This window comes from Aquibacillus halophilus (assembly GCF_009649745.1).
Classification (GTDB): domain Bacteria; phylum Bacillota; class Bacilli; order Bacillales; family Amphibacillaceae; genus Aquibacillus; species Aquibacillus halophilus.
Map to the genome: position 1 here is coordinate 53,628 of NZ_WJNG01000009.1, position 24,883 is coordinate 78,510.

Annotated in this window: 28 protein-coding genes, 1 tRNA gene and 1 pseudogene; 21 read left to right on the plus strand and 9 right to left on the minus strand. The window is 35.3% G+C overall.

Annotation, left to right across the window (positions count from 1 at the left end; genetic code table 11):
* Nucleotides 1-4 precede the first annotated feature (4 nt).
* On the minus strand, nucleotides 5-454 hold the full coding sequence (locus GH741_RS12015; protein ID WP_153737035.1) for a GNAT family N-acetyltransferase: 450 nt from the start codon (nucleotides 452-454) through the stop codon (nucleotides 5-7).
* Between the two features lie 183 nt (nucleotides 455-637).
* Between GH741_RS12015 and GH741_RS12020 the strand changes: the two genes are divergently transcribed.
* Nucleotides 638-1,216 (plus strand): CotO family spore coat protein, encoded by a 579-nt coding sequence (locus tag GH741_RS12020; RefSeq protein ID WP_170287623.1) that lies wholly within the window; start codon nucleotides 638-640, stop codon nucleotides 1,214-1,216.
* A gap of 65 nt (nucleotides 1,217-1,281) precedes the next feature.
* Here the strand turns inward: GH741_RS12020 and GH741_RS12025 are convergent, their stop codons facing one another.
* Nucleotides 1,282-1,746, minus strand: a complete 465-nt coding sequence (locus tag GH741_RS12025) for a CotY/CotZ family spore coat protein (RefSeq protein ID WP_153737037.1) — start codon at nucleotides 1,744-1,746, stop codon at nucleotides 1,282-1,284.
* Between the two features lie 213 nt (nucleotides 1,747-1,959).
* Here GH741_RS12025 and GH741_RS12030 point away from each other — a divergent pair, with 213 nt between their 5' ends.
* The 4 genes from GH741_RS12030 to GH741_RS12045 all read left to right on the plus strand — a co-directional run bounded on the left by GH741_RS12030 (nucleotide 1,960) and on the right by GH741_RS12045 (nucleotide 3,758).
* Nucleotides 1,960-2,178 carry a hypothetical protein gene (locus tag GH741_RS12030; protein ID WP_153737038.1) on the plus strand — a complete coding sequence of 73 codons (219 nt, stop codon included), beginning with the start codon at nucleotides 1,960-1,962 and terminating at the stop codon, nucleotides 2,176-2,178.
* Between the two features lie 116 nt (nucleotides 2,179-2,294).
* The gene (locus tag GH741_RS12035; RefSeq protein WP_240795485.1) at nucleotides 2,295-2,507 is read left to right on the plus strand and encodes a hypothetical protein; all 213 of its coding nucleotides are present in this window, start codon (nucleotides 2,295-2,297) and stop codon (nucleotides 2,505-2,507) included.
* Nucleotides 2,508-2,575: 68 nt separating this feature from the next.
* Nucleotides 2,576-2,833, plus strand: coding sequence for a hypothetical protein (locus GH741_RS12040; RefSeq protein WP_153737039.1), 258 nt, complete (start codon nucleotides 2,576-2,578; stop codon nucleotides 2,831-2,833).
* A gap of 28 nt (nucleotides 2,834-2,861) precedes the next feature.
* Complete coding sequence (locus GH741_RS12045) at nucleotides 2,862-3,758, plus strand: MBL fold metallo-hydrolase (protein WP_153737040.1); 897 nt, start codon at nucleotides 2,862-2,864, stop codon at nucleotides 3,756-3,758.
* A gap of 13 nt (nucleotides 3,759-3,771) precedes the next feature.
* Here the strand turns inward: GH741_RS12045 and GH741_RS12050 are convergent, their stop codons facing one another.
* From GH741_RS12050 to GH741_RS12065, 4 genes are all read right to left on the minus strand, one after another.
* Complete coding sequence (locus tag GH741_RS12050; protein ID WP_153737041.1) at nucleotides 3,772-4,443, minus strand: YetF domain-containing protein; 672 nt, start codon at nucleotides 4,441-4,443, stop codon at nucleotides 3,772-3,774.
* Nucleotides 4,444-4,566: 123 nt separating this feature from the next.
* A complete protein-coding gene (locus GH741_RS12055; RefSeq protein ID WP_153737042.1) occupies nucleotides 4,567-4,989 on the minus strand; it encodes a GNAT family N-acetyltransferase in 423 nt (140 codons plus the stop codon).
* 9 nt (nucleotides 4,990-4,998) lie between these two features.
* On the minus strand, nucleotides 4,999-5,511 hold the full coding sequence (locus GH741_RS12060; protein ID WP_153737043.1) for a YjcG family protein: 513 nt from the start codon (nucleotides 5,509-5,511) through the stop codon (nucleotides 4,999-5,001).
* A gap of 142 nt (nucleotides 5,512-5,653) precedes the next feature.
* Complete coding sequence (locus tag GH741_RS12065; RefSeq protein ID WP_153737044.1) at nucleotides 5,654-6,379, minus strand: alpha/beta hydrolase; 726 nt, start codon at nucleotides 6,377-6,379, stop codon at nucleotides 5,654-5,656.
* Nucleotides 6,380-6,642: 263 nt separating this feature from the next.
* Between GH741_RS12065 and GH741_RS12070 the strand changes: the two genes are divergently transcribed.
* Both GH741_RS12070 and GH741_RS12075 read left to right on the plus strand, forming a co-directional pair.
* Nucleotides 6,643-7,488 carry an SDR family oxidoreductase gene (locus tag GH741_RS12070; protein WP_153737045.1) on the plus strand — a complete coding sequence of 282 codons (846 nt, stop codon included), beginning with the start codon at nucleotides 6,643-6,645 and terminating at the stop codon, nucleotides 7,486-7,488.
* Between the two features lie 70 nt (nucleotides 7,489-7,558).
* Nucleotides 7,559-7,771, plus strand: coding sequence for a hypothetical protein (locus tag GH741_RS12075; protein ID WP_153737046.1), 213 nt, complete (start codon nucleotides 7,559-7,561; stop codon nucleotides 7,769-7,771).
* Between the two features lie 87 nt (nucleotides 7,772-7,858).
* Here GH741_RS12075 and GH741_RS12080 read toward each other — a convergent pair whose 3' ends face one another.
* Nucleotides 7,859-8,371 carry a DUF3231 family protein gene (locus GH741_RS12080; protein WP_153737047.1) on the minus strand — a complete coding sequence of 171 codons (513 nt, stop codon included), beginning with the start codon at nucleotides 8,369-8,371 and terminating at the stop codon, nucleotides 7,859-7,861.
* 157 nt (nucleotides 8,372-8,528) lie between these two features.
* Here GH741_RS12080 and GH741_RS12085 point away from each other — a divergent pair, with 157 nt between their 5' ends.
* Nucleotides 8,529-9,149, plus strand: coding sequence for a class I SAM-dependent methyltransferase (locus GH741_RS12085; RefSeq protein ID WP_153737048.1), 621 nt, complete (start codon nucleotides 8,529-8,531; stop codon nucleotides 9,147-9,149).
* A gap of 84 nt (nucleotides 9,150-9,233) precedes the next feature.
* Here GH741_RS12085 and GH741_RS12090 read toward each other — a convergent pair whose 3' ends face one another.
* Nucleotides 9,234-9,824 carry a cell wall hydrolase gene (locus GH741_RS12090; protein WP_153737049.1) on the minus strand — a complete coding sequence of 197 codons (591 nt, stop codon included), beginning with the start codon at nucleotides 9,822-9,824 and terminating at the stop codon, nucleotides 9,234-9,236.
* Between the two features lie 318 nt (nucleotides 9,825-10,142).
* Here GH741_RS12090 and GH741_RS12095 point away from each other — a divergent pair, with 318 nt between their 5' ends.
* On the plus strand, nucleotides 10,143-10,706 hold the full coding sequence (locus tag GH741_RS12095) for a biotin transporter BioY (protein ID WP_153737050.1): 564 nt from the start codon (nucleotides 10,143-10,145) through the stop codon (nucleotides 10,704-10,706).
* A 150-nt stretch (nucleotides 10,707-10,856) separates the two neighbouring features.
* Nucleotides 10,857-10,929 (plus strand) — tRNA-Val (locus GH741_RS12100).
* A gap of 222 nt (nucleotides 10,930-11,151) precedes the next feature.
* Here GH741_RS12100 and GH741_RS12105 read toward each other — a convergent pair.
* The gene (locus GH741_RS12105) at nucleotides 11,152-11,697 is read right to left on the minus strand and encodes a CotY/CotZ family spore coat protein (protein ID WP_153737051.1); all 546 of its coding nucleotides are present in this window, start codon (nucleotides 11,695-11,697) and stop codon (nucleotides 11,152-11,154) included.
* Nucleotides 11,698-12,129: 432 nt separating this feature from the next.
* Here GH741_RS12105 and GH741_RS12110 point away from each other — a divergent pair, with 432 nt between their 5' ends.
* The 11 genes and pseudogenes from GH741_RS12110 to GH741_RS12155 all read left to right on the plus strand — a co-directional run bounded on the left by GH741_RS12110 (nucleotide 12,130) and on the right by GH741_RS12155 (nucleotide 24,826).
* A complete protein-coding gene (locus GH741_RS12110) occupies nucleotides 12,130-12,690 on the plus strand; it encodes a sugar O-acetyltransferase (protein ID WP_153737052.1) in 561 nt (186 codons plus the stop codon).
* A 23-nt stretch (nucleotides 12,691-12,713) separates the two neighbouring features.
* Nucleotides 12,714-16,139 carry a glycoside hydrolase family 2 TIM barrel-domain containing protein gene (locus GH741_RS12115; RefSeq protein ID WP_153737053.1) on the plus strand — a complete coding sequence of 1,142 codons (3,426 nt, stop codon included), beginning with the start codon at nucleotides 12,714-12,716 and terminating at the stop codon, nucleotides 16,137-16,139.
* A gap of 303 nt (nucleotides 16,140-16,442) precedes the next feature.
* Nucleotides 16,443-16,697 (plus strand): stage VI sporulation protein F, encoded by a 255-nt coding sequence (locus GH741_RS12120; protein ID WP_153737054.1) that lies wholly within the window; start codon nucleotides 16,443-16,445, stop codon nucleotides 16,695-16,697.
* A 424-nt stretch (nucleotides 16,698-17,121) separates the two neighbouring features.
* Complete coding sequence (locus GH741_RS22140; RefSeq protein WP_276608232.1) at nucleotides 17,122-17,250, plus strand: hypothetical protein; 129 nt, start codon at nucleotides 17,122-17,124, stop codon at nucleotides 17,248-17,250.
* A 61-nt stretch (nucleotides 17,251-17,311) separates the two neighbouring features.
* Nucleotides 17,312-17,428: pseudogene (locus GH741_RS22430) on the plus strand (thioredoxin family protein); the annotation flags it as partial.
* Nucleotides 17,429-17,525: 97 nt separating this feature from the next.
* The gene (locus GH741_RS12130) at nucleotides 17,526-18,854 is read left to right on the plus strand and encodes a CoA-disulfide reductase (protein ID WP_338079407.1); all 1,329 of its coding nucleotides are present in this window, start codon (nucleotides 17,526-17,528) and stop codon (nucleotides 18,852-18,854) included.
* A gap of 296 nt (nucleotides 18,855-19,150) precedes the next feature.
* Nucleotides 19,151-20,227, plus strand: coding sequence for a YkvI family membrane protein (locus GH741_RS12135; protein ID WP_205677330.1), 1,077 nt, complete (start codon nucleotides 19,151-19,153; stop codon nucleotides 20,225-20,227).
* 291 nt (nucleotides 20,228-20,518) lie between these two features.
* Nucleotides 20,519-21,769 carry an ATP-binding protein gene (locus tag GH741_RS12140; RefSeq protein ID WP_153737056.1) on the plus strand — a complete coding sequence of 417 codons (1,251 nt, stop codon included), beginning with the start codon at nucleotides 20,519-20,521 and terminating at the stop codon, nucleotides 21,767-21,769.
* 321 nt (nucleotides 21,770-22,090) lie between these two features.
* Complete coding sequence (locus tag GH741_RS12145; protein WP_153737057.1) at nucleotides 22,091-23,332, plus strand: ATP-binding protein; 1,242 nt, start codon at nucleotides 22,091-22,093, stop codon at nucleotides 23,330-23,332.
* Between the two features lie 109 nt (nucleotides 23,333-23,441).
* A complete protein-coding gene (locus GH741_RS12150; protein ID WP_153737058.1) occupies nucleotides 23,442-23,633 on the plus strand; it encodes a hypothetical protein in 192 nt (63 codons plus the stop codon).
* A 245-nt stretch (nucleotides 23,634-23,878) separates the two neighbouring features.
* Nucleotides 23,879-24,826, plus strand: a complete 948-nt coding sequence (locus GH741_RS12155; protein WP_153737059.1) for an ATP-grasp domain-containing protein — start codon at nucleotides 23,879-23,881, stop codon at nucleotides 24,824-24,826.
* The last annotated feature ends 57 nt before the right edge of the window (nucleotides 24,827-24,883 follow it).

Consider the following 24,883-nt stretch of genomic DNA (forward strand, 5'->3'; position numbering starts at 1 on the left):
CCTCTCAATCAATATCCTTTGTTTTAATTTGCATGACCGATTGTAAATATTTAAAGCCTAGACCTTCGTATATTTGTTTTGCCGTATTTGCAGAATATACGTTTAGACGAACCTCACGATAGCCTTGTTGCTTTAAATTTTTAATACTATGTTGTAATAACAACTTTCCGATACCCCTTTTTCGATATTCGGGAAGAACGTAAAGCTCGTAAATAAAACCATGCCATTGCTCCTCCAACAGATCAAAGTTTTCTCCAATTAATATCCATCCAAGAATGTAGTTTTCTGGATTACGATAAACAACATAATAGCCACCGTTGTTTAATACAGGTAAAACTATTTGATATGCCTTATCAATACTTATCGAATTGAATATCGCAGCTCCTTCACTAGCTGATTCAGCAATCTTAGAGTAAATAAAGCTCATTTCTTTACTTGTTGCTTTTGAAATCATTAAATCTCCCCCACCATGCTTATTGTTGATAAGATAGCTTATGTTTTAAACTAAAATTTTGAAATAAAAATAAGAAATTAACTGAATTTTTTGGCTTCGAAAACATTGAAACAATGGGCACAATTCATATTCTGTTACATATAATGTTTTGAAGAGTTTTGAGTAAAGGGGAGAATGCAATTTATGAAAAAAAGGAAAACGGATGCCGAGAATCCAATGCTCTATATTCAACAACCCGAATTGAAAAGACCAAAAGCTTCCATGCAATCAAATTATAGAACACCTAAAAAGAAAAAAACAAAAAACGAAGTGATTCCGGATTTAACAGAAAGACCAAACAAAATAAAAAAGAGAATACCTAAATCAAAACCAGTACAGAAAGAAGAAAAAGATATTGTGTATGGAAGTCAAGAAGATATTATTGAGGAACTAGTTGATGGTACTCACTATGATGAATCTGAAAAGAAAAATGATGAATTAGAGGACGTTATCGAATCGGAAAATCAGGATGTATTGGCTGGACCAAGAGTCAAACGTAAAAAATTTGCGGATATGAGTAATGAAGAAAAGGTGAATTATTTCGTTGGACTACCATCTCAGGTACCTAGGATGAGGTGTGAAGTGGTTACTGAAGAAGAACGCCATCGGGGTGTAATCACTGATTATCGAGATGGCTTCGTGTACATGGAAACAGTAAAAAGGCCTAGAAATAAAAAGGTTGATATAAATCAAATTAGTAATATAAGATTAATTAGTTTTTAATAACAAATTAATTAATCAAAAAAGGTCTGCCCATAAGATAGGCAGACCTTTTTGATTAAGATGAATTATCTGTTAGCTAGAGCACTAATTGCTGGTAAACAAGTTACGTGACAGAAACAATCTAGATCTACAGTTATACAGATCCCAGTTACCATTAAATCACTAGTATCTTGGTCGACTGGAGAGTCTGGATTAGCTTCATCATTTTCTTCACGTAGTAATTCTACTACTGCACAGTTGTCTTCATCTACAGACTTAACACGGAAGTAATAGCTTGCTTGTGCGTTTCCAAGGTCATCGACCGGAATACCAAATCCCTTGAATGGTTCACAGTTACCTTTGCAGTAAAGTAGTACTGGTACAGTGTCTAAATTGTTAGCTGTAGGTGAAGTATCTCCTAGTAAATCAGCGATTGATTGTTCACAGCTAGTTACACAACCATTTTCAATGATATCTGTTTGTGCATCGGCTATCTCTCTTAGGATATCTGCTACACAGTTTCCTGAATCGTTCTTAGTTCCACATGCCATTGTATCTAACCCCTTTCAGTATTTGTTGACTTATTAGTCTCTACTAGAGTATGTTTTACTGCAATCATTGTGTGGGCAGATACCATTCTTGAGCAAAATTGAGATAAATATCATGTAAATTAACAGAAAAACGGGCGGATGTCCATAACTTTCATAGGACATTTACATAGAATATAGCGATGAAGTTCTCATAATAAGGGAGTGAAAATCTTTATGTCTGAAAAAAAGAGAAAAGTGATTTACGTGAAAGACCTAGTAATAAAAGCAGAGAATGTGCGGATTGAGCAACCTGCACCACAGCCACGTCCACGTCCTTTCGATCCATTCTTCGGACCTAGAAGAGAACCAGTATTTGAAGAATCCGTTGATCATAAAGAAAAAATAGAAGATATTGAATCATCTTCTGATGATCATCATAAAGGACATAAATAAACAATAGTCAACTTTTGAAATGATACGAGGCAGCTCCCAGGGTTGTCTCGTTTTTCTTTCTGTTGGAAAGGAATAATAATTGTATTGAATTTAAGAAATAAAGGGGTGATATTAACATGAATAATAGAAAGGCAACTAATCAATCAATGATGAAACATTTAGGAGATATTGAGAAGCATCTAGGAAAAAACGAAAAATGGTTTCAACGTCCAGAAAAAAAGATGAGGCACTTTGAACAAGAAATGAAGCGGTGGGATAAAGGATTTGTTAATAGTATCAAAGAATTAGAAAAAACCATGATTGAATTTGATAAACTAGTAGACAAATAGTGCGAGCGCTTAGTCTTAATTGAAAAGGGGTATAGGTAACCATTAAGTAAAATTAGGAGGGGTGGTTTATGGGTTACATACTTCCAGTCTCAACCTATCAATATGAGCAGTATCATACACGCTCGGTTAAACAAGAACAGGATCCATTCCCAATTGAAAGATTGCATAAAACTCAACTAAGTATGATGTACAATAGCATGAAGCAACAAGAACAGCAAAGCAGTGGAAGGAACTTGTATGTTCCCAGCAATATTCACAAATCAGCTACAGATAAAATTTACGCGGATTTAACAGGATTAGGAAGGTACTTTAACGAAAAGATATAGGTAAGCTAAAATAAGGAGAAGAATAATCATGGAATTTCAACAGTTAAAGGAATCTTGTTATGCTTTTCGGGGTCCAGTCAATATTGGATATGTACATCATGGAGAATTAGGAATGCTAATTGATGCGGGCATTGATAAGTCAACTATGAAGAAGATATTGAAGCATCTACTGGCCAAAAATCTACCCGTTACACATTTGTTTATTAGCCATGCGCATTCCGATCATTTTGGCGGGGCTCAATATTTACAGGAACAACATCGTGTATTTACAATAGCTCCTTATTTAGAAGAAGCAATTATGCGGTATCCAATCCTTGAGCCTCTCTATTTGTTTGGTGGGAATGATCCATTACCCGAATTACGAAATAAATTTTTAGAAGGTAACCCAATACAAATAGATAAGGTGGTAAAAGAAGGATTGCACAAAATTGATAACTTTCTGTTTGATACCTATTTATTGCCAGGCCATAGCTATTACCAACTGGCAATTCGAATAAATGACATACTGTATGCAGGTGATGCCTATTTTAGTGAGGAACAATTGAAAAAACACAAAATACCGTTTTTGACTGATGCCGATCAAGCAATTCTGAGTTTAAAGAGACTAAAAGAAATCCCCTGTAAAGGCGCTATTCCTGGACATGGAGTGTACCAAGAAGGTTTCCATCAAACAGTCGACGATAACATTGAATACCATGAAGAGCTAATTGATTGGTTGCATGATAAGATTTCTTCGAAACCTGAAGGCATTACTCATGAGACAATAGTAGCTGATATGTGTGCTCATTATCAGGTGAATCCTCCTCAGCTATCTCAATTTTTATTGTTCCGAACAGCTATTACGAGTTATTTATTAGCATTAATAAAACGCAACATGGTCAAAAACACAATTGAACGAGCCCGTTGGGTGTTCAAAGCATGCTAGAAAAAAGAGAAGCTTAGTATTTTTGCACAAACAAAGCTTCTCCTTTTTTATATTCGGCATAAAGAACATCTTTATATGAAGTTATGTTTTGCATCTTCAACTCTGCTTCAAGCCAATTCTCATCAAGGTTTGCTTCTCTCAAGTTGTCCCAAATGAGTTCTCCGTCATTAACAAGTATCATCGGAAGCATGACGTCTTCAGCCATTAGATTTAAATCTTTTCTCTTAGGAGATTGATCAAGTGTTTTCTTTAAAACAGAAATGGACCCATCGGTTTCTAGTATAGCGTAATCAACTTCTCTCACTGAAAAGGCACCTTTATTCCGTAGTAAATGTAGTAACTGGTTAATGTCCAATTTGTTCTTTTTCATTGCCTCTCTACTTAGTTGACCTTTATGTATAATGATTGCTGGCTGCCCCTCTAGTAGGGCACGTGTTTTTTTAAATCTTTGCGTTAATTGTTCTGTAATAAACAATAATAGTCCCCAAAGGAAGACGGCAAATGCTATTTCTTTAAATCCTACTTTATCATCATAAATACCGTTTCCAACTAGCTCCCCAAAAATAAGTGCTGCAATGAAATCAAACGCAGTCAGTTGAGAAATTTGAGTTTTTCCAACAACCTTAACAATTACAAATAAAGCTATGAATCCAAAAAGTGTATCAACAAAAATTGAACCAATCATACTAACCCCTACCCTTTTTAAAGTTCCTTAATTATCTTTACCAGATTTTTTTTATTCATACTAATGGAAGTAGGGTTATAAACTAAAAAAAAGGACCGTCCAATAGTGGACAGTCCCTAGTTTTTAAACTTCTTTTATCATTGTCACATGTGGAATACCTGCATCCATGAACTGTTCAGAAATGGTCTGATATCCAATGGATTTGTAAAAATCTTCGGCATGTGTTTGTGCATTCAACTTAGCTTTTGGTAACCCTTTTGATCGAATAACATTTTCCATTTCAGCAATCATTTGCTTACCAAATTGTAGTCCACGAAAATCCTTCAAAACACAGACTCGCTCCAATTTTCCATAATCTTCAACATAGCGAAGTCGGCCAGCGGCGATTGGTTGATTGCCATCATACCCAATAAAATGAGTTGAATCGTTTTCAAGCTCATCAATCTCTATTTCTGGTGGTACATTTTGTTCAAGGACGAAAACTGTATGTCTTACTCGATAGGCATCCTGTTGTTGTTCGTCCGTTTTAGCAATTTTCACTTCCATAATCCTGCATTACTCCTTGTCAAATGTAAAAGTTTGATATACTGTCCAAGTACCATTTTCTAGTTGATACATTAGTTGAAAACGATCTATTTCCTCTTCAAAGTTAAATTCCTGTATCTTTAGACTGCCAAAAACGTCAGCAAACTCATCGTCTGATAGCTTTTGTGCTATGGTTATATGAGGTACAAATGAATATGTTTGATTGTTCGGCAGATTTTTAGTGTGTAGTCTTTCATTTAAGTCAATTAATTCTTGAGCAGGTTCCACTTTTAAATAAATGGTGTTGGTGACCGGAAAAAACGAACTTACTTTTTGAATTCTTATTTGGAACGGTTTTGATTTTTGCGCGACGCTTTTTAGTTCTTGTATAATTGTTTGAATCTCATCTTTGTCAGCCTCAAACGATTCTTTTATTGTGATATGAGGTGTAATCAAAGCATAATGTGGGTCATAGCGCATTCGATAGGAATTTGCTTCATCTTGAATTTCTTTTGAAGGGAAAATAACAATACCATATTTCATGTTTACTCCTCCTATTCATTAATAGTTGTTTGGCGTAGTTGAGAATTAGTCAAACGCACTGCTAATTCAATTGTTTGTATTTTATTATATCAAAAAAACGCTAAATAACGTAATTTGAAAAAGAAATTTTTCCATTTATTGATTAGTAACCAAACATAGTAATCATTGCCCGTTTTAGATCCTGTTGCCAGTATTTCCACGTATGAATGCCATCTAACTCATGATATACGTAGCTAGAACCATAGGCTTTTAACAGGTTATGTAGCTCTCGATTCGGAGTAAGAAAATCCTCAATACTCCCAGAGGTAGTTTGTACCTTTGTTTCTTTGTTACCTATTGTATGGTAAATATCAATGGTATCAATCGTCTTAGTATCTTTTATTACCTGTATCAAAGTGTCATCGACATATGGGGATTGCATGATCACTTTTCCAAACGTATGTGGGTACTTCAATGCTGTCATTAATGCAAGCGTCCCAGCAAGGGAATCACCCATCAATGTTCTGCTTCCACCAACTTGATGGGTTGGGATAACTTCATCTAACATTGGAATTACTTCATGAACGAGGAAACTCATATAATCAGCTTGCTTTGCCCCATCTGGATGATATTTATCTTGTCGATCATACTTGTCATTGTAATGAATTCCGACAAATATAGTATCCTCGATGACTCCTTCCTCGTGTAGTTGATCACTTAAGGTTGCTACCTTTCCCATCTGAAAGTAATCATTGCCATCCTGCATGATACAAATATGATAACTTTTTAGAGGAGTAAAAGCTTCTGGTTGATACCATTTCACTTTAATTTTTTCTTTTAAATAGGTACTATCTATATCTTTATCTAACATTTTTCCGTTTCTACCCATTTTCGACACCCCTTATCAATCGTTGTTGTTACGATACTACCCGATGTGAATACAATAAACCATAAGTTTAGTTTATCACAAGTAAGTTAAAAAAATTGTTAATTGTTTTTATCAGCAATAAATGAACCAAAGAGGAAATAAAGGAAGAATGGTATAATGGATTCATTTAGTACACCGGATTTTAAAATATTCAACATGATTGGGTTATTTCTAGGTCAGGACAAGAATGTCTTTCATAAGTGACAAGAATAGGGGGGGATAGCTTGGATCGAATTGCAATTATAACGGGATCATCAAGTGGTTTTGGATTATTAACTACAATCAAACTAGCTGAGCAAGGTTTTCATGTGATTGCAACGATGCGTAATTTGAAAAAAGCAGAAATATTCAACAAACTGATTAAGAAGCAGGATGTATTTGACCGAATTCAGCCTCGTCAATTAGATGTCACCGATAAAGTTTCGATAGGCAAGTTCTCTGAGTATGTTAAAGGATTAGAACGTGTTGATGTTCTAGTCAATAATGCAGGCTTTGCAATTGGTGGTTTTGCTGAACATGTGGAAATAGATGATTACCGTAGGCAATTTGAAACTAATTTATTTGGGGTTATCGCAGTTACACAAGCAATTTTACCTAAAATGCATGAGCGAGGAATGGGTACAATAATAAATGTTAGTAGTGTAAGTGGCAGAACAGCTTTCCCAGGTTTGTCTGCGTATGTTTCATCAAAATATGCTCTGGAGGGATATACAGAAAGTTTGCGGTTAGAACTAAAACCATTCGGTATTCAAGTTGCCCTTGTTGAGCCTGGTTCGTTTCAAACAAATATTTGGTCGTCAGGAATGGAAATCTCTGAGCGGTCAGCAGATAAACAATCTCCATACTATGACTATATGACAGCAATAACTTCGGCACTGGAATCAGGAAAGAAAAATCATGGAGATCCTGTACTTGTGGCCAATCTTATTAGCAAAATTGCTAGTATGAAAGAACTTAAGAAACTTCGGTATCCAATCGGAAAAGGATTAAAAGCTACCATCCTTATGAAGGCTTTAATTCCTTGGAAATGGTGGGAGAAAATAGTGTTGAAAACAATCTTAAAAAAATGAAGGTGTAATTGTTCACGTAATGTATTATAATATATTTTGAACGTATGAGTTAATAATGAGGAGACAAGCTATGTCTAATGTAGAAAATAACAATGACCAACCTATACAGCCAGAAGAAAGTAAGAAACTAAGTACGCAGGAATTAGTAAAACAACAGCTAGAGCGAAAAAAACAAGCTCAGGGAAATGGTAAGCAAGCTATGAATGGAATGGGCTCTAGTCAAAGAATGAAAAGTCAACAAACGAAAAAACCTAGCAATACCCGTAGAAAAATGGGTAGCTAAGGTATTATAGACGCATGTGATTTTCATTTTGAAAATCACATGCGTCTTTTTCGTTATTTTTATAGAAAATCTAGTTCAAAAATAGATCTAACAATCCTTTGCATTGGTATGATGTAATGGAGGGGGAATTAACCATCCTTTTTCTTTGTTAAGGCGTAAAGCTTTTGCGCCTAGAGTTGCCTTTTGTGTGTGGAATTGTCCAAACATCATGGCAATATCCTCTCGGATCGACTGACCAATAATTTGACTACAAGCAACCAATCCTGCTGCAGTTACTGCTGATAGTCCAGCTCCTGTTTCTCGGTCTTGGAAGCGGGCTCCTGTTGGAATGTCTTCTACACAAGCATTCGGACGTTCAGGTGGCGCTGGCGGTAAGCCTACACCATTCTCTTTTAATAATTCTTCTATTTGTTTACTTTCTTGTTGGCATTGTTGAATTGCTTCTTGAAGTAGTTTTTGTAAATCCTCATCACCGGCATGATTGAGTTTTGTTTGGTAACCTGCTATTCCGTCTTGAGATGCCATTAAAAATGACCATGCAGCAAATACTTCACCGTAGTGCATTGGTTCATCCTTTGGATTTCCACTTAAGATTCCCATTTTAATCCTCCTAATTATGTTCATGTAAAGTGCCACCTTCCTAAATGCACAATGTTATCTTATCCAGTAGTTTTTTATTTATTTAATTAAATTAACTAACAGAAAGTTATAGTATAATTAAATTGAATTTCATTATGATAAAAGTGGGTACGACTATATGAATAACTCATGGAACAAAATTATCTATAAAATTTGGTCACCAGTTTATGATAAGATTTTTAATTCAGGAAAATTTCTTAAAGCTCGAGAGGAAATGTTTAAAGAGGTTATATTTAAAGAAAATAGTAAGGTTCTATTTGTAGGTGTTGGAACAGGAGTCGATTTGGAGCAAGTAAATTGTTCAAGGATAACTATAACCGCAATTGACTTCTCACCTGATATGTTAAAAAAAGCAAAGGAAAAATTTAAAAATTATCCAATTGATTTTTTTGAGATGGATGCACAAAATATGACATTTAACGATGAAAGCTATGATTATGTAGTCGCTAGTTTAATTCTTTCGGTTGTTCCTAAGGCAGAAAGGGGATTTGATGAAATGATTCGTGTTTTGAAAATTGGAGGACAATTAATTATTTTTGATAAGTTTGTTCCAAAAGGTAAAAAAATATCCTTTTTGAAAAAGACTGCTCGACCTATTATTGCCTTTTTAGGAACTGATATTGGACTAAGCTTTGAAAAACTACTTCAGCGTCATGCGAAAAGTTTGCAAGTTCAAGATAATCAACCAGCGTTGTTTAAAGGTATGTATCGAAGAATCATAATTAATAGATTGAAATAGTACTAGTATCAGTAATCTACCATTTAGTAAAAGCGTAGAGAATAAGAATAAGGTTCTCTACGCTTTTACTAAATTAATTTCTATTTATTTAGCAAAGCGGTGGTTTCCGATTGTTACTGTCATTTTTCTAGATGTAATCCAAGTGCTAGTTGCTGTTTTAGGATTATAGAAATAGATTGACCCAGCTCCTTGTCCTCTAAAAGCTAATGCCTCGTTTACTGCACGCTTTGCTTCAGCATTGGCAGTATAATTGATCGCACCATTTTGAACAGGGCTGAAGGCATAGTAACCACCAGCAGAACGTTCATAAATAACCCCATTAACCGAGTTTGGAAATAAGCTACTATCAACTCGATTAAGAATTACTGTTGCTACAGCAACCTTCCCTGCGTAAGGTTCCCCTTTTGCTTCCGCATGTACAAGTCTCGCCATTAACTCTTTTTCTGCGTTAGTAATAGAAGAAGGAATTGATAGAGTTTCTCCGGCATATAACAAACTTCCAGTACGATTGTTGGTTTTTAGTAAGCCCGATAGCGACACACCATATTTATTTGAAATAGTCCAAAAGGAATCTCCCTTTTGAACAGTATAGGATGCAGCATCAGCTACAGAGGGTGCGATCATAAAACTGATAGATAATGATGCGGCTAGTAGCACTTTTTTAAATTTATTCATGTCTGATATCCTCCTAGTAAACTTGTTGTCTACTGAAAAGGCTATCAGGTGTAACATAGTTTTTCATTAACCAAAAAATGACTATTAATCTAATAGTCTAGTTATTCTATATAGATTAAGGAGAAGGTAGGTTGCCGGAAATAATTACCATAGGTAAATAGTTGGTGGATATTGGTGTTAATGGGATAGAAAGGATGGATTGTAACAGAGAAGATAAATCTATGAAAATCAAAAATCCCCCAAAATAAAAAAATACTACCAGAACTTAAATAAATATGTTAACCTGATTTATGTTAGGTTAACAATAGGGGGATTATAATGTATAACAGTAATTCAAAACTAAGAGTTATTATCATTTGTGGTATTTTCGCAGCTATTACAGCCATACTGGCACAGATTGAAATTCCATTGCCAATTGTACCAATAAGCGGACAGACCTTAGCAGTGGGCTTAACGGCAACCATTATTGGAAGTAGGTATGGTGCAGTGGCAATGATATGCTATGCGCTTATAGGTGCAGTTGGTTTACCTGTATTTGCTGGTTTTAAAGGTGGAGTGCAAGTGTTAATAGGCCCTACTGGAGGCTATATTATCGGTTTTATTTTAACAGCATATGTAACAGGGTTAATTCTTGAAAAAACGAGATTTACAGTGCCTATGGCAATGATTGCTAATACTATTGGAATGTTTATTACATTGATCTTTGGCGCCACTCAACTGAAAATTGTTCTTGATATGACATGGGGACAGGCATTAGTAACTGGGGTATATCCGTTTATAGTTGTGGGGCTTATCAAAGCATTTTTGGCAAGCTGGCTTGGAATAACAGTGAGACGACGGTTAGTTCAAGCGAGATTAATTACTCAACCTATAAAGGGTTAGCCTAAATAAGCTATAAGCATTCTAAAAATACCCTCACCTTTTAGGTGTGGGTATTTAGATTTCTACTAATTCAATAGAAAAAGAATTTTTATTGACAAAAGCAGTGGTTAACTATTATATTAATACTTATCCAGTTTACTATTTTACCATGATTCCGTAGCTCAGCTGGGAGAGCGCTACCTTGACAGGGTAGAGGTCGCTGGTTCGAGCCCAGTCGGAATCATACCCAAGAACCCTTGATATCAAGGGTTCTTTTATTTTGGCTGTTAATTATCTTTTTCCCCATTTATATAAATAGCAATTATAGGGGATTTAATCTGAAAATCTGTTCCACTTAATAGACTTTCTAAAACTAAACTTGCGTATCTACGGGATTTACTTTTTTAGGTAAAACAACAAAAAAGAGGGTGTTCATAATAATGAATACACCCTCTAAGGATTTTACTTAATCACTATCATCGCTTGGAAATTCTGAAGATGGTATTGGTGTAATAGGGTCTAGACAAGTAATACCACAAAAACAATTCAAGTCTACTATCAAACAAATACCCGTTGCTTGAAAGTCTCTTATGCTTCTACCCGGAAAGAACCTACATACATCACTGACACCACTGTTAGTTGGTCCGGGAGTGGACCCACCTTCTGTAACCGGAAGTAATAATTCAAGTTTAACGCAACAGTCACTTCCTTCCACAAATTCTTTTGCCCGGAATATTGGAGATTCAACACAACCAAAGTAGGTGTTGTTGGATGCACCTAATTCATCCTGGAACACGCCACTGCCAATAAAAGGTTGACAATCTTTACAATAAAGAACAAAAGGAATAGTTGTGTTAGTCACATTTTGTACTTGTGGTGACAACAGTTGTCTAATTGACTGCTCGCAACTAGATGAACAGCAGTTATTATCTGTTACAGCATCTTGAGCATTGACAATACTTTGTACAACATCACAAACACATTGATCAAATTCCTGAAGTATAGCTGCCAAAATAATCCCCCCTTTCTATGTTAGGATATTATAGTTTATGGAGGCTTATATGAAATGCTTGTTCAATCGTCTCTGCTTTTAAACAATTGATTAATTTGTGCAGCATGATCACAGTCCCCGGAATTTAGTCGATTTTCATATACTAAGGGGGATATTTTTATTAAATTAAACACTTTACTTAGTAGATTGCTAATCCCCCTTTAAAACAAGCCTTTGTTCTTTTTTCAAAATGAGTAGGGGTGTAAATTAACTATTAAAAAGTTAACAAATTGAAACCCTTCGACAACGTTATACTCCGTCAACTGTTATAATACCTATATAAATCGCCCTAGCACTCTATGCTTTTGAAACATATATGAAACTGGAAGTTTAGCATCTAGTTAGTTTGATATTTCAGAACATACTTTTTAAACCTAATAAGGGGTGTATCATATGAGAACTGAAAAGATGAAAATGATTGCTGGAGAAATGTATGATCCTGCTGACTATGAATTAGTTAAGGACCGTGAAGAAGCAAGAAAAAAGGTTAGGATTTATAATCAAACATTGGAAACAGAAGGTGATCTACGCACTGAATTGTTAAGGGATTTACTTGGTTCAACTGGAGAAAACGTGTACATGGAACCTAATATAAGATTTGATTATGGGTTTAACACCTATGTAGGAGAAAACTTTTTCGCGAATTTTGACTGTACCATCCTAGATGTATGTGAAGTACGATTTGGAGATAACTGCATGCTTGCTCCTGGTGTGCAAATTTATACAGCAACTCATCCACTTAATCCAATTGAACGTAATTCAGGAAAAGAATATGCAAAACCGATTTCTTTTGGAAATAATGTTTGGATTGGGGGAAGTGCAGTAATAAATCCGGGAGTGACGATAGGAGATAATGTTGTTATTGCATCGGGTGCAGTAGTTACTAAAGATATTCCAGATAATGTTGTAGTTGGTGGTAATCCTGCCAGGACAATTAAAGAAATTAATCAATAGATTGTGAAAGTGAGGAGTATAGCATGAATACAAAAAAACTTTTTAATGATGGTTGGGAGTTTGCTAAAAGTAACTTAGAAACTACAGATCATGTACATTTACAATTTGAATCGGTTGATCTCCCTGATGATTGGCAAATATACGATACATCAGACCTTAATGAAAATAGCATTGGTTGGTATCGTAAGCGCTTTATTTATAGAAAAGAAGAAGCACAGACAATTCTCTGCTTTGATGGTGTGTACATGGATTCTTCCGTGTATGTGAATAACCAATTTGTTGGTGAATGGAAATATGGATATTCTTCATTTGAACATGAGATTACAGATGCACTTGTAGCTGGTGAAAATGAAATTCTTGTTAAAGTAGTGTACCAAGCCCCAAACAGTAGATGGTATTCAGGTGCTGGTATTTACCGCAATGTCTGGCTTAAAACAAGGGATGAAAATCATATTGTAACGGACGGCATTTACATAGCAACAACACAAAAAGAGGATGGATGGCAAATAGAAGTTGATACGGAAATTAGCATTAATCAAAGTGTTCAACTCTCACATACTATCATGTACAAGGATCAAATTGTTGCAACATCTTCTGAGATGGTTATTTCAGTCCCTAAATCTAATATACAAAATCGACAACAGCTATTTGTGGAAAATCCTCTGCTATGGAGCACAGATGATCCTAATCTGTACAAAGTTATTACCCGATTAAAGTTAGATGATGGGACCAATTACCAGATTGAATCGATATCTCAGAATCTAGGGTTTCGAAAAATGATTCTTGATCCTAACCAGGGAATGTTTTTAAATGACAAAAAAATTAAATTAAATGGAGTCTGTGAACACCATGATTTGGGAGCATTAGGGTCTGCTTTTAATAAAGTTGCGCTAAAAAGAAGATTTATCATCTTGAAGGATATGGGCGTAAACGCAATCCGAACAGCGCACAATATGCCTGCAAAAGAACTAATGGAATTAGCTGACGAGATGGGAATGATCGTTGTCACAGAAGCTTTTGATATGTGGGAAAGATCAAAAACACCTTATGATTATGCGAGATTTTTTAAGGAATGGGCTGCTACCGATGTGAAAAGTTGGGTGATGCGCGATCGTAATCATCCAAGCTTACTGATGTGGAGTATTGGGAACGAAATTTATGATACACACGCAGATGAGCGAGGCCAAGCTATAACGAAAATGCTGATGGATGAAGTGCTTAAATATGATTCGAAGAAAAATGCAGCAATTACTATTGGGTCCAATTTTATGCCTTGGGAAAATGCCCAAAAATGCGCGGATATTGTTAAGGTTGCAGGCTATAATTATGCGGAAAAGTACTATCAGAAACACCATGCGGAACACCCAGACTGGATTATTTATGGAAGTGAGACATCATCAGTCGTGCAAAGTAGAGGGATCTATCATTTCCCATTTGAAAGATCTATTCTTGCAGACGATGATGAACAATGCTCTGCGCTAGGAAATAGTACAACGAGCTGGGGAGCGAAATCAGCCGAAGCATGCATTATAGCTGAAAGAGATACACCTTTTTCACTTGGGCAGTTTTTATGGACTGGTTTTGACTATATTGGTGAACCGACACCATATCATACGAAAAATGCTTATTTAGGCCAAATTGATACAGCAACATTTAAGAAGGATTCCTATTTTATTTATCAATCTGCCTGGACTGATTACAAGACAGAGCCCATGGTTCATATTTTCCCATATTGGGATTTTAATCCTGGGCAAATGATTGATGTTCGCGTATGTTCAAATGCACCTAGAATCGAACTACAGCTAAATGGTAAAACGATCGGAACACATGATATTGACCATAAACACGGGAAGGAATCAGAACTTGTAGGATGGTGGAAGCTTCCTTATGAAAAAGGAGAACTAAAAGCAATTGCCTATGATGAAACAGGCAAGGTAATAGCAACAGAGGTAAAAAGGTCTTTTGGTGATGCAAAGAAGATTCGTATAGAAGCAGATCAAGAGAAGCTGATTGCAAATGGTACGGATTTAATCTTTGCCGAAATTAATATGGAAGATCAAGATGGTAATCTAGTTGAAAATGCAACAAATCGTGTTTCTGTCCGGGTTAAAGGAGCAGGTCGTTTGCTTGGTCTCGATAATGGGGATAGTACCGATTACGATCAATATAAAGGAATAAGTAGAAGGTTATTTAGTGGTAAGTTAATGGCGATTATTGGCTCTACGTTAGAACCCGGACCAATTGAACTTGAAGTAACCTCACTAGGGATGGAAGACGCTAGACTGACAGTTGAATCGCTTGGAGCAAACGATCTAGATTTAATGGGTATCGCAGTGAATACTAAGAATAAAGACGTACCAACCGTAATGGGAAATAAGGCAGAAGTTCCCCTTCGTAAGATTGAAATTTCTAGTGGGTCCGGTCAAGTGTTTGATCCAGCGAAAAGGGAAATTAGTGTGCAAGCAAAATTATATCCTGAGAATACTTCCTATCAGGAATTAGAGTGGAGTGTTGTGAACGATGTAGGGATCGAGTCCAATATTTCTAAGATTGAATCGAATGGACATAAAGCAAAGGTAATCGCGCTAGGTGATGGAGACTTTCGAGTTCGGTGTACAAGTAAGAATGGAACGGATAAGACTAAACTAATATCCGAGTTAGAGTTTAAGGTGGAAGGTCTTGGTACAGCTTATAAAGACTCTTATGGATTTATTTCAGCTGGACTCTATGATTATAGTAAGGGGGAAGTTAGCAACGGAAACGAAAGAGGCATTGCGACAAGTAGAGATGGCCAGACCCAAGTAGGCTTTCGCGGAATTGATTTTGGCCAATATGGATCTGACACAATAACCATTCCAATTTTCGCTCTTACTAGTGAGGAGTATTCCTTGCAAATCTGGGAAGGAATACCTGAGGAAGCGGAAAGCGAATTATTAGCGGACGTCATCTATCAAAAAGAATCTAAGTGGAATGTATATCAAGAAGAAACTTATCGTTTACCGAAGAGACTTCGTGGGATTACGTCGATTTGTTTTGTGCTTAACCAGAAGGTGCATATTAAAGGATTTTCTTTTGAGAAAAAGAATAGAGCCTTTGAACAAAATATGGCGACAGAATGTGACCATATTTATGGAGATACGTTTGAAATTAAGGATCAAAGTGTAGAAGGAATTGGAAACAATGTTTCACTTGAGTACAATCATCTAGACTTTGAAAAGGGTGCTAGAAAACTCGTTATTTGTGGTAGATCACCGATTGATAAAAATACTATACATGTGCGGTTTGCAAATGAGGAAGGAGAAAGTAATCAATTAGTCGAATTCACACAGTCGGATGACTACGTTGAACATAGTGTAGATTTAGAAAAAATTACAGGCGAACAAAAAGTGACATTTATATTCCTACCAGGAAGTAATTTTGATTTTGGTTGGTTCCGTTTTATAAGATAAGGCTTATATCATCATAGTAATGTTTTTCAGTAAATCCAGCTATCTTAGTTAGTCAGATTTAAGTGTTAGAAGCAAAAACCGTGACCCTTGAAAGATAAGGGTTGCGTTTTTGTAGTGAAGCTTACTAAGATAGCTAAATAACTAGAAAAGCAAGAAGGTAACTATTCATTATATTTAATTACCTTTTTTTATAGGTTAGTTTACTATTTTCCAAATAGTAGTGATATATGATGTTACGAATTCAACCTTTCTCCATAAAATAAAAGTAACTTTTCCTAAGTTAATGGAGAGAGGAGAATGGCGATGAATAACAAACTTTTTGGCAATATTGAGAAGAAAACAGGTGTAAAAATGGAAGATGTGTTTAAATTATCTAATTCTTTAAAACACGCAAATTTCAAAGATGAAGAAACAATAAGAAAAGTAATCAAGCAAGTATCATCCCTTGCCAAGAAACCCGTTTCTAAAGAAAAAGAAGATAAAATCATTCACGCAATTTTAAATAATAAAGTGCCAAAAGACATATCAGAAATTACAAAAATGACTGGAAAGAAGTAAATAGTTATTTCGTACACAACAAAAAAAGAAGATACTGTTCAAATTATCTGATGACTGTGAACTAAAATTAGCGCCTATCCCATACAAAATCCTTGATTTAGTTTGGGTTAGGCGCTAATGTCCTTACATCCCTTGTTCTTCATTATAATAGAAAATAGTAGCTTTTAAATGATATTTCTTTTCGTGAACCTAATCTCGTATGGGATTCTGAATTTTAAGGTAAAGAGTTTGTACTGTTCATACAATTCTCTTGGAATTTATATTTTTATTGAGAGGTTTTTTTGGGAAAATTGGGGTATTCCAATGTAGAAAGTTTCAATAATCTCGTTTATATATTCAGTATTATAAACAATTAAATGATGTATAATTGGGTATATTATACTGAAATCGAAAAAGAACTATAAATTAATAAAGAGGTATATAAATGGTAAGGACTATTACTTTAGAAGAGTATGTAGAATTTGCAAAAACAATGGAAAAGCCCTTTGTGCTCGAATTTGGTGAGCTTGGTGACCGGGCTGTCGTCTGCCTGAGACCGTTGTCTCAAGCGTAGCTGAACAATTGAGTGCAGTTGATTTTTATTATGTGGATATTGATCAACTTCAGATCTTGCTAAGCGATTTGGGGTTCAAAGTATTCCTACATTAATTTTAATTAAAGATGGAGAAGAGGCAAAACGTTCCACTGGGTTTATTCATGAAGAACAAGTAACTGAATTTGCTCAATCATAAGATAAACAAGTGTCCCTTAGTGCTTGATGCGATTATTCGTGAAGTCAATCAATATATGGGACACTTTTGTATATAGATTAAAAGGAGGGTGATGAGTATCAGGTACATTATAATTGGCGGAGATGCAGCGGGCATGAGCGCCGCGATGCAAATTGTACGAAAAGAACAGAATGCAGAAATTATAACACTTGAAAAAGGTGAAATCTATTCTTATGGGCAATGTGGCCTCCCTTATACAGTAAGCGGGGTGATTTCATCGACTGACAAATTGATTGCTCGAACGATAGAGACATTTCGTGAAAAATATGGGATTAACGCCAAGGTTAATCATCATGTTCAACAGGTTGATCCAGTTAAAAAAACAGTATCTGGAACTGATACCGCTAGTGGCAAACTTTTTGAATATACGTATGATAAGCTGTTAATTGCATCGGGTGCAAGTCCGTTTGTTCCAATTTTTAAAGGTGTAAATCTACCAGGCGTATTTACTTTAAAAACAATTCCTGATGCAAAAAAAATTATCGATTATTTGAATCGTGATATTAAACAGGTAACCATTGTTGGTGGCGGTTATATTGGTCTAGAAATGGCTGAATCCTTTCACTCGTTAGGTAAACAAGTCAGAATCATCGAGCGAGGGGATCATTTGGCAAAAATATTCGATGCAGATATTGCAGGTCTGATTCACGACGAGGCAAAAAAACATGGTATCACGGTTCATACGAATGAACAGGTCGAGGAACTGAAGGGAGAAGACAGGGTAGAATTCGTTCAAACTGACAAAGCATCTTATCCATCCGACTTGGTTTTAATTTCTACAGGTATTAATCCCAATACAAAATTCATTGAGGGAACAGACATCGTGACTGGCATAAAAGGTGCTATCCGCGTGAACCGCTACATGGAAACGAACGTCCCTGACGTTTATGCGGCGGGTGATTGTGCAGAGCAATTTCATATTGTGAAGGAAAAGTACGATTACGTCCCACTAGGTTCGACAGCTAACAAACAGGGTCGCATTGCAGGAAAAAACATGGTAGGAATTCCAAAAACATTTAAGGGTATTGTAGGCACTTCGATAATTAAATTCATGGACCTTACGCTCGGCCGTACTGGTATTTCTGAAAAAGAAGCTCAACTACTCAATCTTCCCTATGATATAGTATTTATCGAGTCCTCAGATGTAGCGGGCTACTATCCAGATAATGAACCCTTGCATGTGAAATTAGTTTTCCGTAAAGATGATGAACGACTTCTTGGGGGACAGATTATTGGAAAGAGTGGCGTTGATAAACGAATAGATGTACTTGCAACGGCGTTATATCATGGCATGCGTCTTCATGAATTAGAAGATCTTGATTTAGGGTATGCTCCACCATACAACAGTACATGGGATCCGTTACAGCAAGCTGCACGACGTGGTTAGTCTATTCAGAAATCAAAAGATTCGTTTTGTTTGGCATGAAAAAATCACCACGTGACATGTAGACATGGTGATTTTTTTCATGCCAAAATTAATTTTATCCCATAGCTACCAATGTTATTAAGGTATCATTATTTAAACTAAACATCCCGAGATCCTCAGTATCCTAATAAAAACCATTCTCCCTAAAGAACAAATTCTCTAAATCATTTCTCAAACCGTACATGCTTTTAAGAACAAAAATACATAATCCTTAATAAGCAGTAAAACCTATAGAAAATTAAACGAAGGTAGTGTGAATGATGAATGAATCGTCTACTACTAAAAATGTAGGGGTTTTCAAAATATCCGCCACTTATATAGGGACAATAGTTGGTGCAGGATTTGCATCAGGACAAGAAGTTTTTCAGTTTTTCACCTCCTATGGAATGGGTGGGATATGGGGAATTCTTTTAGCAACGTTACTTTTCTTTTTTTATGGATACCTAATCTTACTTTTAGGATTAAAACTTCAAGCTGAATCCCATGTTAAAGTAGTTAGATTTTCGAACGGAAAAATCATTGGTACAATAATCGATATTATCATTACTGTGTTCCTTTTCGGTGCTTTGGCAGCAATGATAGCCGGAGCGGGTGCTATTTTTCAACAACAATTTAATATTTCTCCACTGTTTGGAACGTTGATTATGGGGATTATTACATTATTGACCGTCTTAACAGGGATAACTGGTGTTATCAATGCAATTAGTTATGTCGTCCCTGTTTTACTGGGATCAGTGTTGTTTATAACCATTTATAGCCTGACTAAGAATCCTTTAACCCAGGAAGAGATTCAAGTAGCAAGTGAGTTTGGAGGAGTTGCTCCAAATTGGTTTATCTCAGCAATCAATTATGCTTCATATAATTTGGTTATTGCTATTGCCATATTAGCTCCATTAGGTGCAAAAGCAAAACCTGGGAAAACAATCTTTTGGGGTGCTTTACTAGGTGGACTTGGACTAGGTGTTGGTGTCTTAGCTATTAACTTTAGCATATTAACTAGTATTTCAGAATCCGCATCTGTAGAGGTACCGATGATTGCCATTGCAAATCAAATCTCTCCAATAGTTCAATTAGTCTTTGCAGTTGTACTTTTCGCTGAAGTATATACAACTGCGGTTGGTAATCTCTACGGATTTGTTTCAAGGATATCCTATATTAAGCAAGGTTTTCGAAAACCTATCATCATAGGGGCAACTGTTGCTGCTTTTGGTGTTAGTCAATTGGGGTTTTCAACAATGGTTGAATATCTTTATCCTGCAGTGGGTTATGGTGGAATGTTGTTACTTATCGGTTTGGGGTATAGTTGGATTTTTAAACGAAAAAAATTTGTATGATAAACAACTATTTTTTAGCTGAGTCGTGTATAGTTAAAAAGCCCTAAAAGAATGAGGGCTTTTTTTATGCAATAATCGTTTTATCTCTAAGATCTTATTACACAATAGTGTATAGCCAGTACTATTACTAGTGACCAATTATTATTTAAAATTCGAGTCAGGAGAACCATTTCGCCTCTATATGACAAAATACACCAAATAAATACAAAAATTTATCCCACTTATTACCTATTTTGCGATATGATGTTATCAGAATCATTATATAAATTATGCATATAGAGGGGCAATTCAATGGGTAAGCAAAATACTATTCACAATTTATTCGAAGCGGAAGAGATTAAAGCGTTGAAGCTCTTTTTAACTTTTTTCTATTTGTTTCTTTTCAGCGTTGATTTTTTATATTACTATGCGTTTCCTTATTATGGTAGTGTTGAACAGGCGGGCTTACCAAGTGGGGGATTAGGTTTTTGGTTTTACTCAATATTTATACCTATTCTCTTCCTATCGCTTTATTTAGTTAAAAAAAGAGGAAATGTACTTTCAATTAAATATATTTATTTGTTCAGTTATCTTATTATTGATTTTACTAATCTTTGTTTAATTTATTCTGAGACTAAAAATACTTTTCATTCAGGAAATGCTGCAGAATTAGTTTTTATTCTTTTTTCCCCACTTTTCATAAATAAAAAGTTTTTTTGGCTTGCATTGACCGGAATAATTACTAAATATGCTGCTATAGGCTTGATATTTCAATTTGAAGAAGTTTTTCTACCTATTGGATTGTCTAGTTTATTATCAATTTTATCCTACATTCTCTTAACTCGGTTTCAATCGAATCTTAAAGCTCAGTTGAAAGTAAACAACGAGCTTCGTCAGTCGGAACAACTCGCTATAGTGGGTCAACTTGCCACTTCCATTACGCATGAGGTAAGAAACCCGTTAACTTCTCTCAAAGGGTTAACACAGCTGCAAAAGGAAAAACATCCACAAGACAGCGAGTATTATAACATCATGATGAATGAACTAGAGCGAATTAACTCGATTCTCGATGATCTAATGGCAATTGGTGTACCGAAAAAAATGACATATGAAAAGAACAACATACAAGAGCTGATTGAATATGTCGGCTCGATCATCGATCATAATGGAATGGAACAAAAAGTTACAGTTAACAGGGATATTGAGGAAGACCTCCCAGAGATAGAATGTAACTCACAGCAAATAAAACAAGTGTTAATTAATATTTTTAAAAATGGTATGGAAGCGATGCCTGAGGGTGGAAACCTAGTAATTAAGGCAGAAAGCTGGAAGGATAATACTATTAAGATCACCGTAACAGATGAGGGTAATGGAATTTCAAAAGAGAATCATGAGTTATTAGGCACCCCATTTCATACAACAAAGTCAGACGGTACAGGCCTTGGATTGATGGTTAGCTTCAAAATCATCGAAGAACATCATGGGCAAATCCTATATGATAGTGAAGAAGGTCAAGGGACAACCGTAACGATCCTATTGCCTGTCGAACAAAATAATCGATAGCGTAGTACAGTTGATTTTTGGGCTGTACAAGGGATTCATAGCTTGTACAACTTTAATAATTTTGCTAATTATTAATAGTATAAAATCATAAGAGCCCTTAATAGGGCTTTTTTTTTACGTGATCTTATTTTAAAATTAACAGTCATTATAAGTCAGCCTATGGAAGTAAAACTCCAACAAAAAATCGGTTTAGGATAGTATTTGTCGATATATGACAAAAAACGACAAATAAATACAGATATTTATCCCACTTATTACCCATTTTGCGATATGATGATATCAGAATCATTATATAAACTATGGCATTAGAGGAGTAATTTTATGGGTAAGCAAAATAATCACAATTTACTATTAAAAGAAGAATTTAAAGGATTAAAGCTCTTTTTGACATTGTTTTATTTGTTTTTTATTGGATTTGATTTAATTTACTACTATGTGTTTCCCTATTACAATAATGAACAAATTGGCTTGCCTTCAGAGGGATTAGGGTTTTGGTATCACTTAATATTTATCCCGATTTTCTTCGTATCTTTTTATTTTATAAAGCAAAGAGGTAATGTATATACAGTAAAATATCTGTATTTGTTTAGTTATATTTTTATTGATCTAATTAATAATTTTTTAATATATTATGGAACAAATAATGACTTTAATACTGGAAATGCGGTGGAATTAGTTTTTATCCTTTTTTCCCCACTTTTCATTAATAAAAGGTTTTTTTGGTTTGTTTTATTCGGTGTAATAGGTAAATATATTGTTGTAGGTTTAGCTTTGAATTCATTGATTGTTTTGTCACCCATTGGATTGTATAGTCTATTATCAATATTATCTTACATTCTTTTAACTCGGTTTCAATCCAATCTTAAAGCACAGTTGAAAGTAAACAATGAGCTTCGACAATCGGAACAACTCGCAATAGTGGGTCAGCTTGCCACTTCGATTACACATGAGGTAAGAAACCCGTTAACTTCTCTCAAAGGGTTAACACAGCTGCAAAAGGAAAAACATCCACAAGATAGCAAGTATTATAACATCATGATGAATGAACTAGAGCGAATTAACTCGATTCTCGATGATCTAATGGCAATTGGTGTACCGAAAAAAATGACATATGAAAAGAACAACATACAAGAGCTGATTGAATATGTCAGCTCGATCATAAATCATAATGGAATGGAACAAACAGTTTCGGTTACTAAGGAAATTGAAAATGGTCTTCCAGAGATAGAATGTAATTCACAACAAATAAAACAAGTGTTAATTAATATTTTTAAAAATGGTATGGAAGCGATGCCTGAGGGTGGAAAGCTAGTAATTAAGGCAGAAAGCTGGAAGGATAATACTATTAAGATCACTGTAACAGATGAGGGTAATGGAATTTCAAAAGAGAATCATGAGTTATTAGGCACCCCATTTCATACAACAAAGTCAGACGGTACAGGCCTTGGATTGATGGTTAGCTTCAAAATCATCGAAGAACATCATGGGCAAATCCAATATGATAGTGAAGAAGGTCAAGGGACAACCGTAACGATTTTGTTACCTGTCTATCAAAAATATTGATAGTAAGATACTATTAGTCACTAGGGGTTATTTTAAAAAGAACACTAGAACCCGAAAAATGTGTATAATCTCTAAGTAGGTGTAGTAATTTGTTAGGAGGTGATTTCACTTGAAAAAAATGTTCGATGTTTATTTAGGATTAGAAAACGGTCGGTTTGAAGGAATTATATTAACTTCTGATTCAAGTAATAATCTAGAAGAATATATAACAAAGAATGTTTGGATTAGATGTGAACAAACTGGAAAGTATTTTAATATGAACAAAATTGTAAGCTTTGAGGTTCAAGAGAGAGTTAAATAAAGTTTAACACGGGCACCTATTGAGGTGCCTTTTCTTTTGTAAGAGAACATTCTTTCTAAAATGATGAGTCTATATTAGAAACTAACTAGGTTGGAAGTCTATTGTTTGCCTTAAGTCTAAGCATACATCACTAATTAATAGATGTATTTATCACTATCTTTCATTGAGAATACATATTATGATAACTACAGTTGCTATTAAAGGAAAAGTGTTTCACAACTAAATAAAAAGGGGTTTTTCATAATATGACTAAAATATTTGTCATTCATGAAAATGATGATTGGACACAGCATTTAACGAAGCGCTTAGAAGAGTTAACTCTCCCTTATGAATCATGGCATTTAGACAAAGGAATAGTAGATTTAACTTCTACACCTCCTGATGGTGTTTTTTATAATCGAATGAGTGCTTCTTCTCATACAAGAGGACATCGCTATGCACCAGAATTGACAGGTGGTATTCTTACTTGGCTAGAAAGTCATAATCGTATTGTTCTTAACGGAAGCCGAGCGCTGAACCTAGAGCTTAGTAAAATTAATCAGTATTCTGCGCTAGAGTTAAGTGGTATAAAAACACCAAGAACAATTGGTGCAGTTGGTCGTGATCAAGTTTTAGAAGCGGCCATAAAATTAGGGGGAACACCTTTTATTACCAAACACAATCGAGCTGGTAAGGGATTAGGAGTTCAATTATTTTATTCTATTGAGGGGTTAGAGTCTTATCTAGACGGACCAGATTTTGAAGAACCCATAGATGGTATCACACTGATTCAAGAGTATATTGAGTCGACTGAAGCATTTATTACTAGGGCTGAATTTGTCGGTGGGAAATTTTTATATGCAGTGAGGGTTGATACTTCTGAAGGGTTCGAATTATGTCCTGCTGATGCTTGCCGTATTGATGATAAATTTTGTCCGGTGGGTGAAGAAGTGGGAGAGGAAAGGCCAATGTTTGAAATTACCGATAACGTTGACTCTTCGCTTATTGAAAAATATGAATCTTTTCTTCAAGCAAATAATATTGCAGTTGCAGGAATTGAGTTTATTAGTAATGCAACGGGTGAAATTTTCACCTATGATGTTAATACAAACACAAATTATAATTCAGATGCAGAAGCTAAAGCGGGGAAATACGGCATGCTAGAGCTTGCTACGTTTTTAGGGAATACCTTGAAGAACAGTACACTGTCATAAACTACGGCAGTGTACTGCATTTGTTTTTTGCTAAAATTTTTATTGTCTAATAGTCAC

What these genes read in the sequence shown, in the direction of transcription:
- GH741_RS12060 (WP_153737043.1), bottom strand. Translation starts at nt 5,511, where the DNA reads ATGAAATATGGTATTGTTATTTTCCCTTCAAAAGAAATTCAAGATGAA.
- GH741_RS12095 (WP_153737050.1), top strand. Translation starts at nt 10,143, where the DNA reads ATGTATAACAGTAATTCAAAACTAAGAGTTATTATCATTTGTGGTATT.
- GH741_RS12065 (WP_153737044.1), bottom strand. Translation starts at nt 6,379, where the DNA reads ATGGGTAGAAACGGAAAAATGTTAGATAAAGATATAGATAGTACCTAT.
- GH741_RS12110 (WP_153737052.1), top strand. Translation starts at nt 12,130, where the DNA reads ATGAGAACTGAAAAGATGAAAATGATTGCTGGAGAAATGTATGATCCT.
- GH741_RS12055 (WP_153737042.1), bottom strand. Translation starts at nt 4,989, where the DNA reads ATGGAAGTGAAAATTGCTAAAACGGACGAACAACAACAGGATGCCTAT.
- GH741_RS12135 (WP_205677330.1), top strand. Translation starts at nt 19,151, where the DNA reads ATGATGAATGAATCGTCTACTACTAAAAATGTAGGGGTTTTCAAAATA.
- GH741_RS12030 (WP_153737038.1), top strand. Translation starts at nt 1,960, where the DNA reads ATGTCTGAAAAAAAGAGAAAAGTGATTTACGTGAAAGACCTAGTAATA.
- GH741_RS12155 (WP_153737059.1), top strand. Translation starts at nt 23,879, where the DNA reads ATGACTAAAATATTTGTCATTCATGAAAATGATGATTGGACACAGCAT.
- GH741_RS12035 (WP_240795485.1), top strand. Translation starts at nt 2,295, where the DNA reads ATGAATAATAGAAAGGCAACTAATCAATCAATGATGAAACATTTAGGA.
- GH741_RS12050 (WP_153737041.1), bottom strand. Translation starts at nt 4,443, where the DNA reads ATGATTGGTTCAATTTTTGTTGATACACTTTTTGGATTCATAGCTTTA.
- GH741_RS12080 (WP_153737047.1), bottom strand. Translation starts at nt 8,371, where the DNA reads ATGGGAATCTTAAGTGGAAATCCAAAGGATGAACCAATGCACTACGGT.
- GH741_RS12025 (WP_153737037.1), bottom strand. Translation starts at nt 1,746, where the DNA reads ATGGCATGTGGAACTAAGAACGATTCAGGAAACTGTGTAGCAGATATC.
- GH741_RS12020 (WP_170287623.1), top strand. Translation starts at nt 638, where the DNA reads ATGAAAAAAAGGAAAACGGATGCCGAGAATCCAATGCTCTATATTCAA.
- GH741_RS12045 (WP_153737040.1), top strand. Translation starts at nt 2,862, where the DNA reads ATGGAATTTCAACAGTTAAAGGAATCTTGTTATGCTTTTCGGGGTCCA.
- GH741_RS12090 (WP_153737049.1), bottom strand. Translation starts at nt 9,824, where the DNA reads ATGAATAAATTTAAAAAAGTGCTACTAGCCGCATCATTATCTATCAGT.
- GH741_RS12140 (WP_153737056.1), top strand. Translation starts at nt 20,519, where the DNA reads ATGGGTAAGCAAAATACTATTCACAATTTATTCGAAGCGGAAGAGATT.
- GH741_RS12145 (WP_153737057.1), top strand. Translation starts at nt 22,091, where the DNA reads ATGGGTAAGCAAAATAATCACAATTTACTATTAAAAGAAGAATTTAAA.
- GH741_RS22140 (WP_276608232.1), top strand. Translation starts at nt 17,122, where the DNA reads ATGGTAAGGACTATTACTTTAGAAGAGTATGTAGAATTTGCAAAAACA.
- GH741_RS12040 (WP_153737039.1), top strand. Translation starts at nt 2,576, where the DNA reads ATGGGTTACATACTTCCAGTCTCAACCTATCAATATGAGCAGTATCAT.
- GH741_RS12115 (WP_153737053.1), top strand. Translation starts at nt 12,714, where the DNA reads ATGAATACAAAAAAACTTTTTAATGATGGTTGGGAGTTTGCTAAAAGT.
- GH741_RS12015 (WP_153737035.1), bottom strand. Translation starts at nt 454, where the DNA reads ATGATTTCAAAAGCAACAAGTAAAGAAATGAGCTTTATTTACTCTAAG.
- GH741_RS12085 (WP_153737048.1), top strand. Translation starts at nt 8,529, where the DNA reads ATGAATAACTCATGGAACAAAATTATCTATAAAATTTGGTCACCAGTT.
- GH741_RS12120 (WP_153737054.1), top strand. Translation starts at nt 16,443, where the DNA reads ATGAATAACAAACTTTTTGGCAATATTGAGAAGAAAACAGGTGTAAAA.
- GH741_RS12075 (WP_153737046.1), top strand. Translation starts at nt 7,559, where the DNA reads ATGTCTAATGTAGAAAATAACAATGACCAACCTATACAGCCAGAAGAA.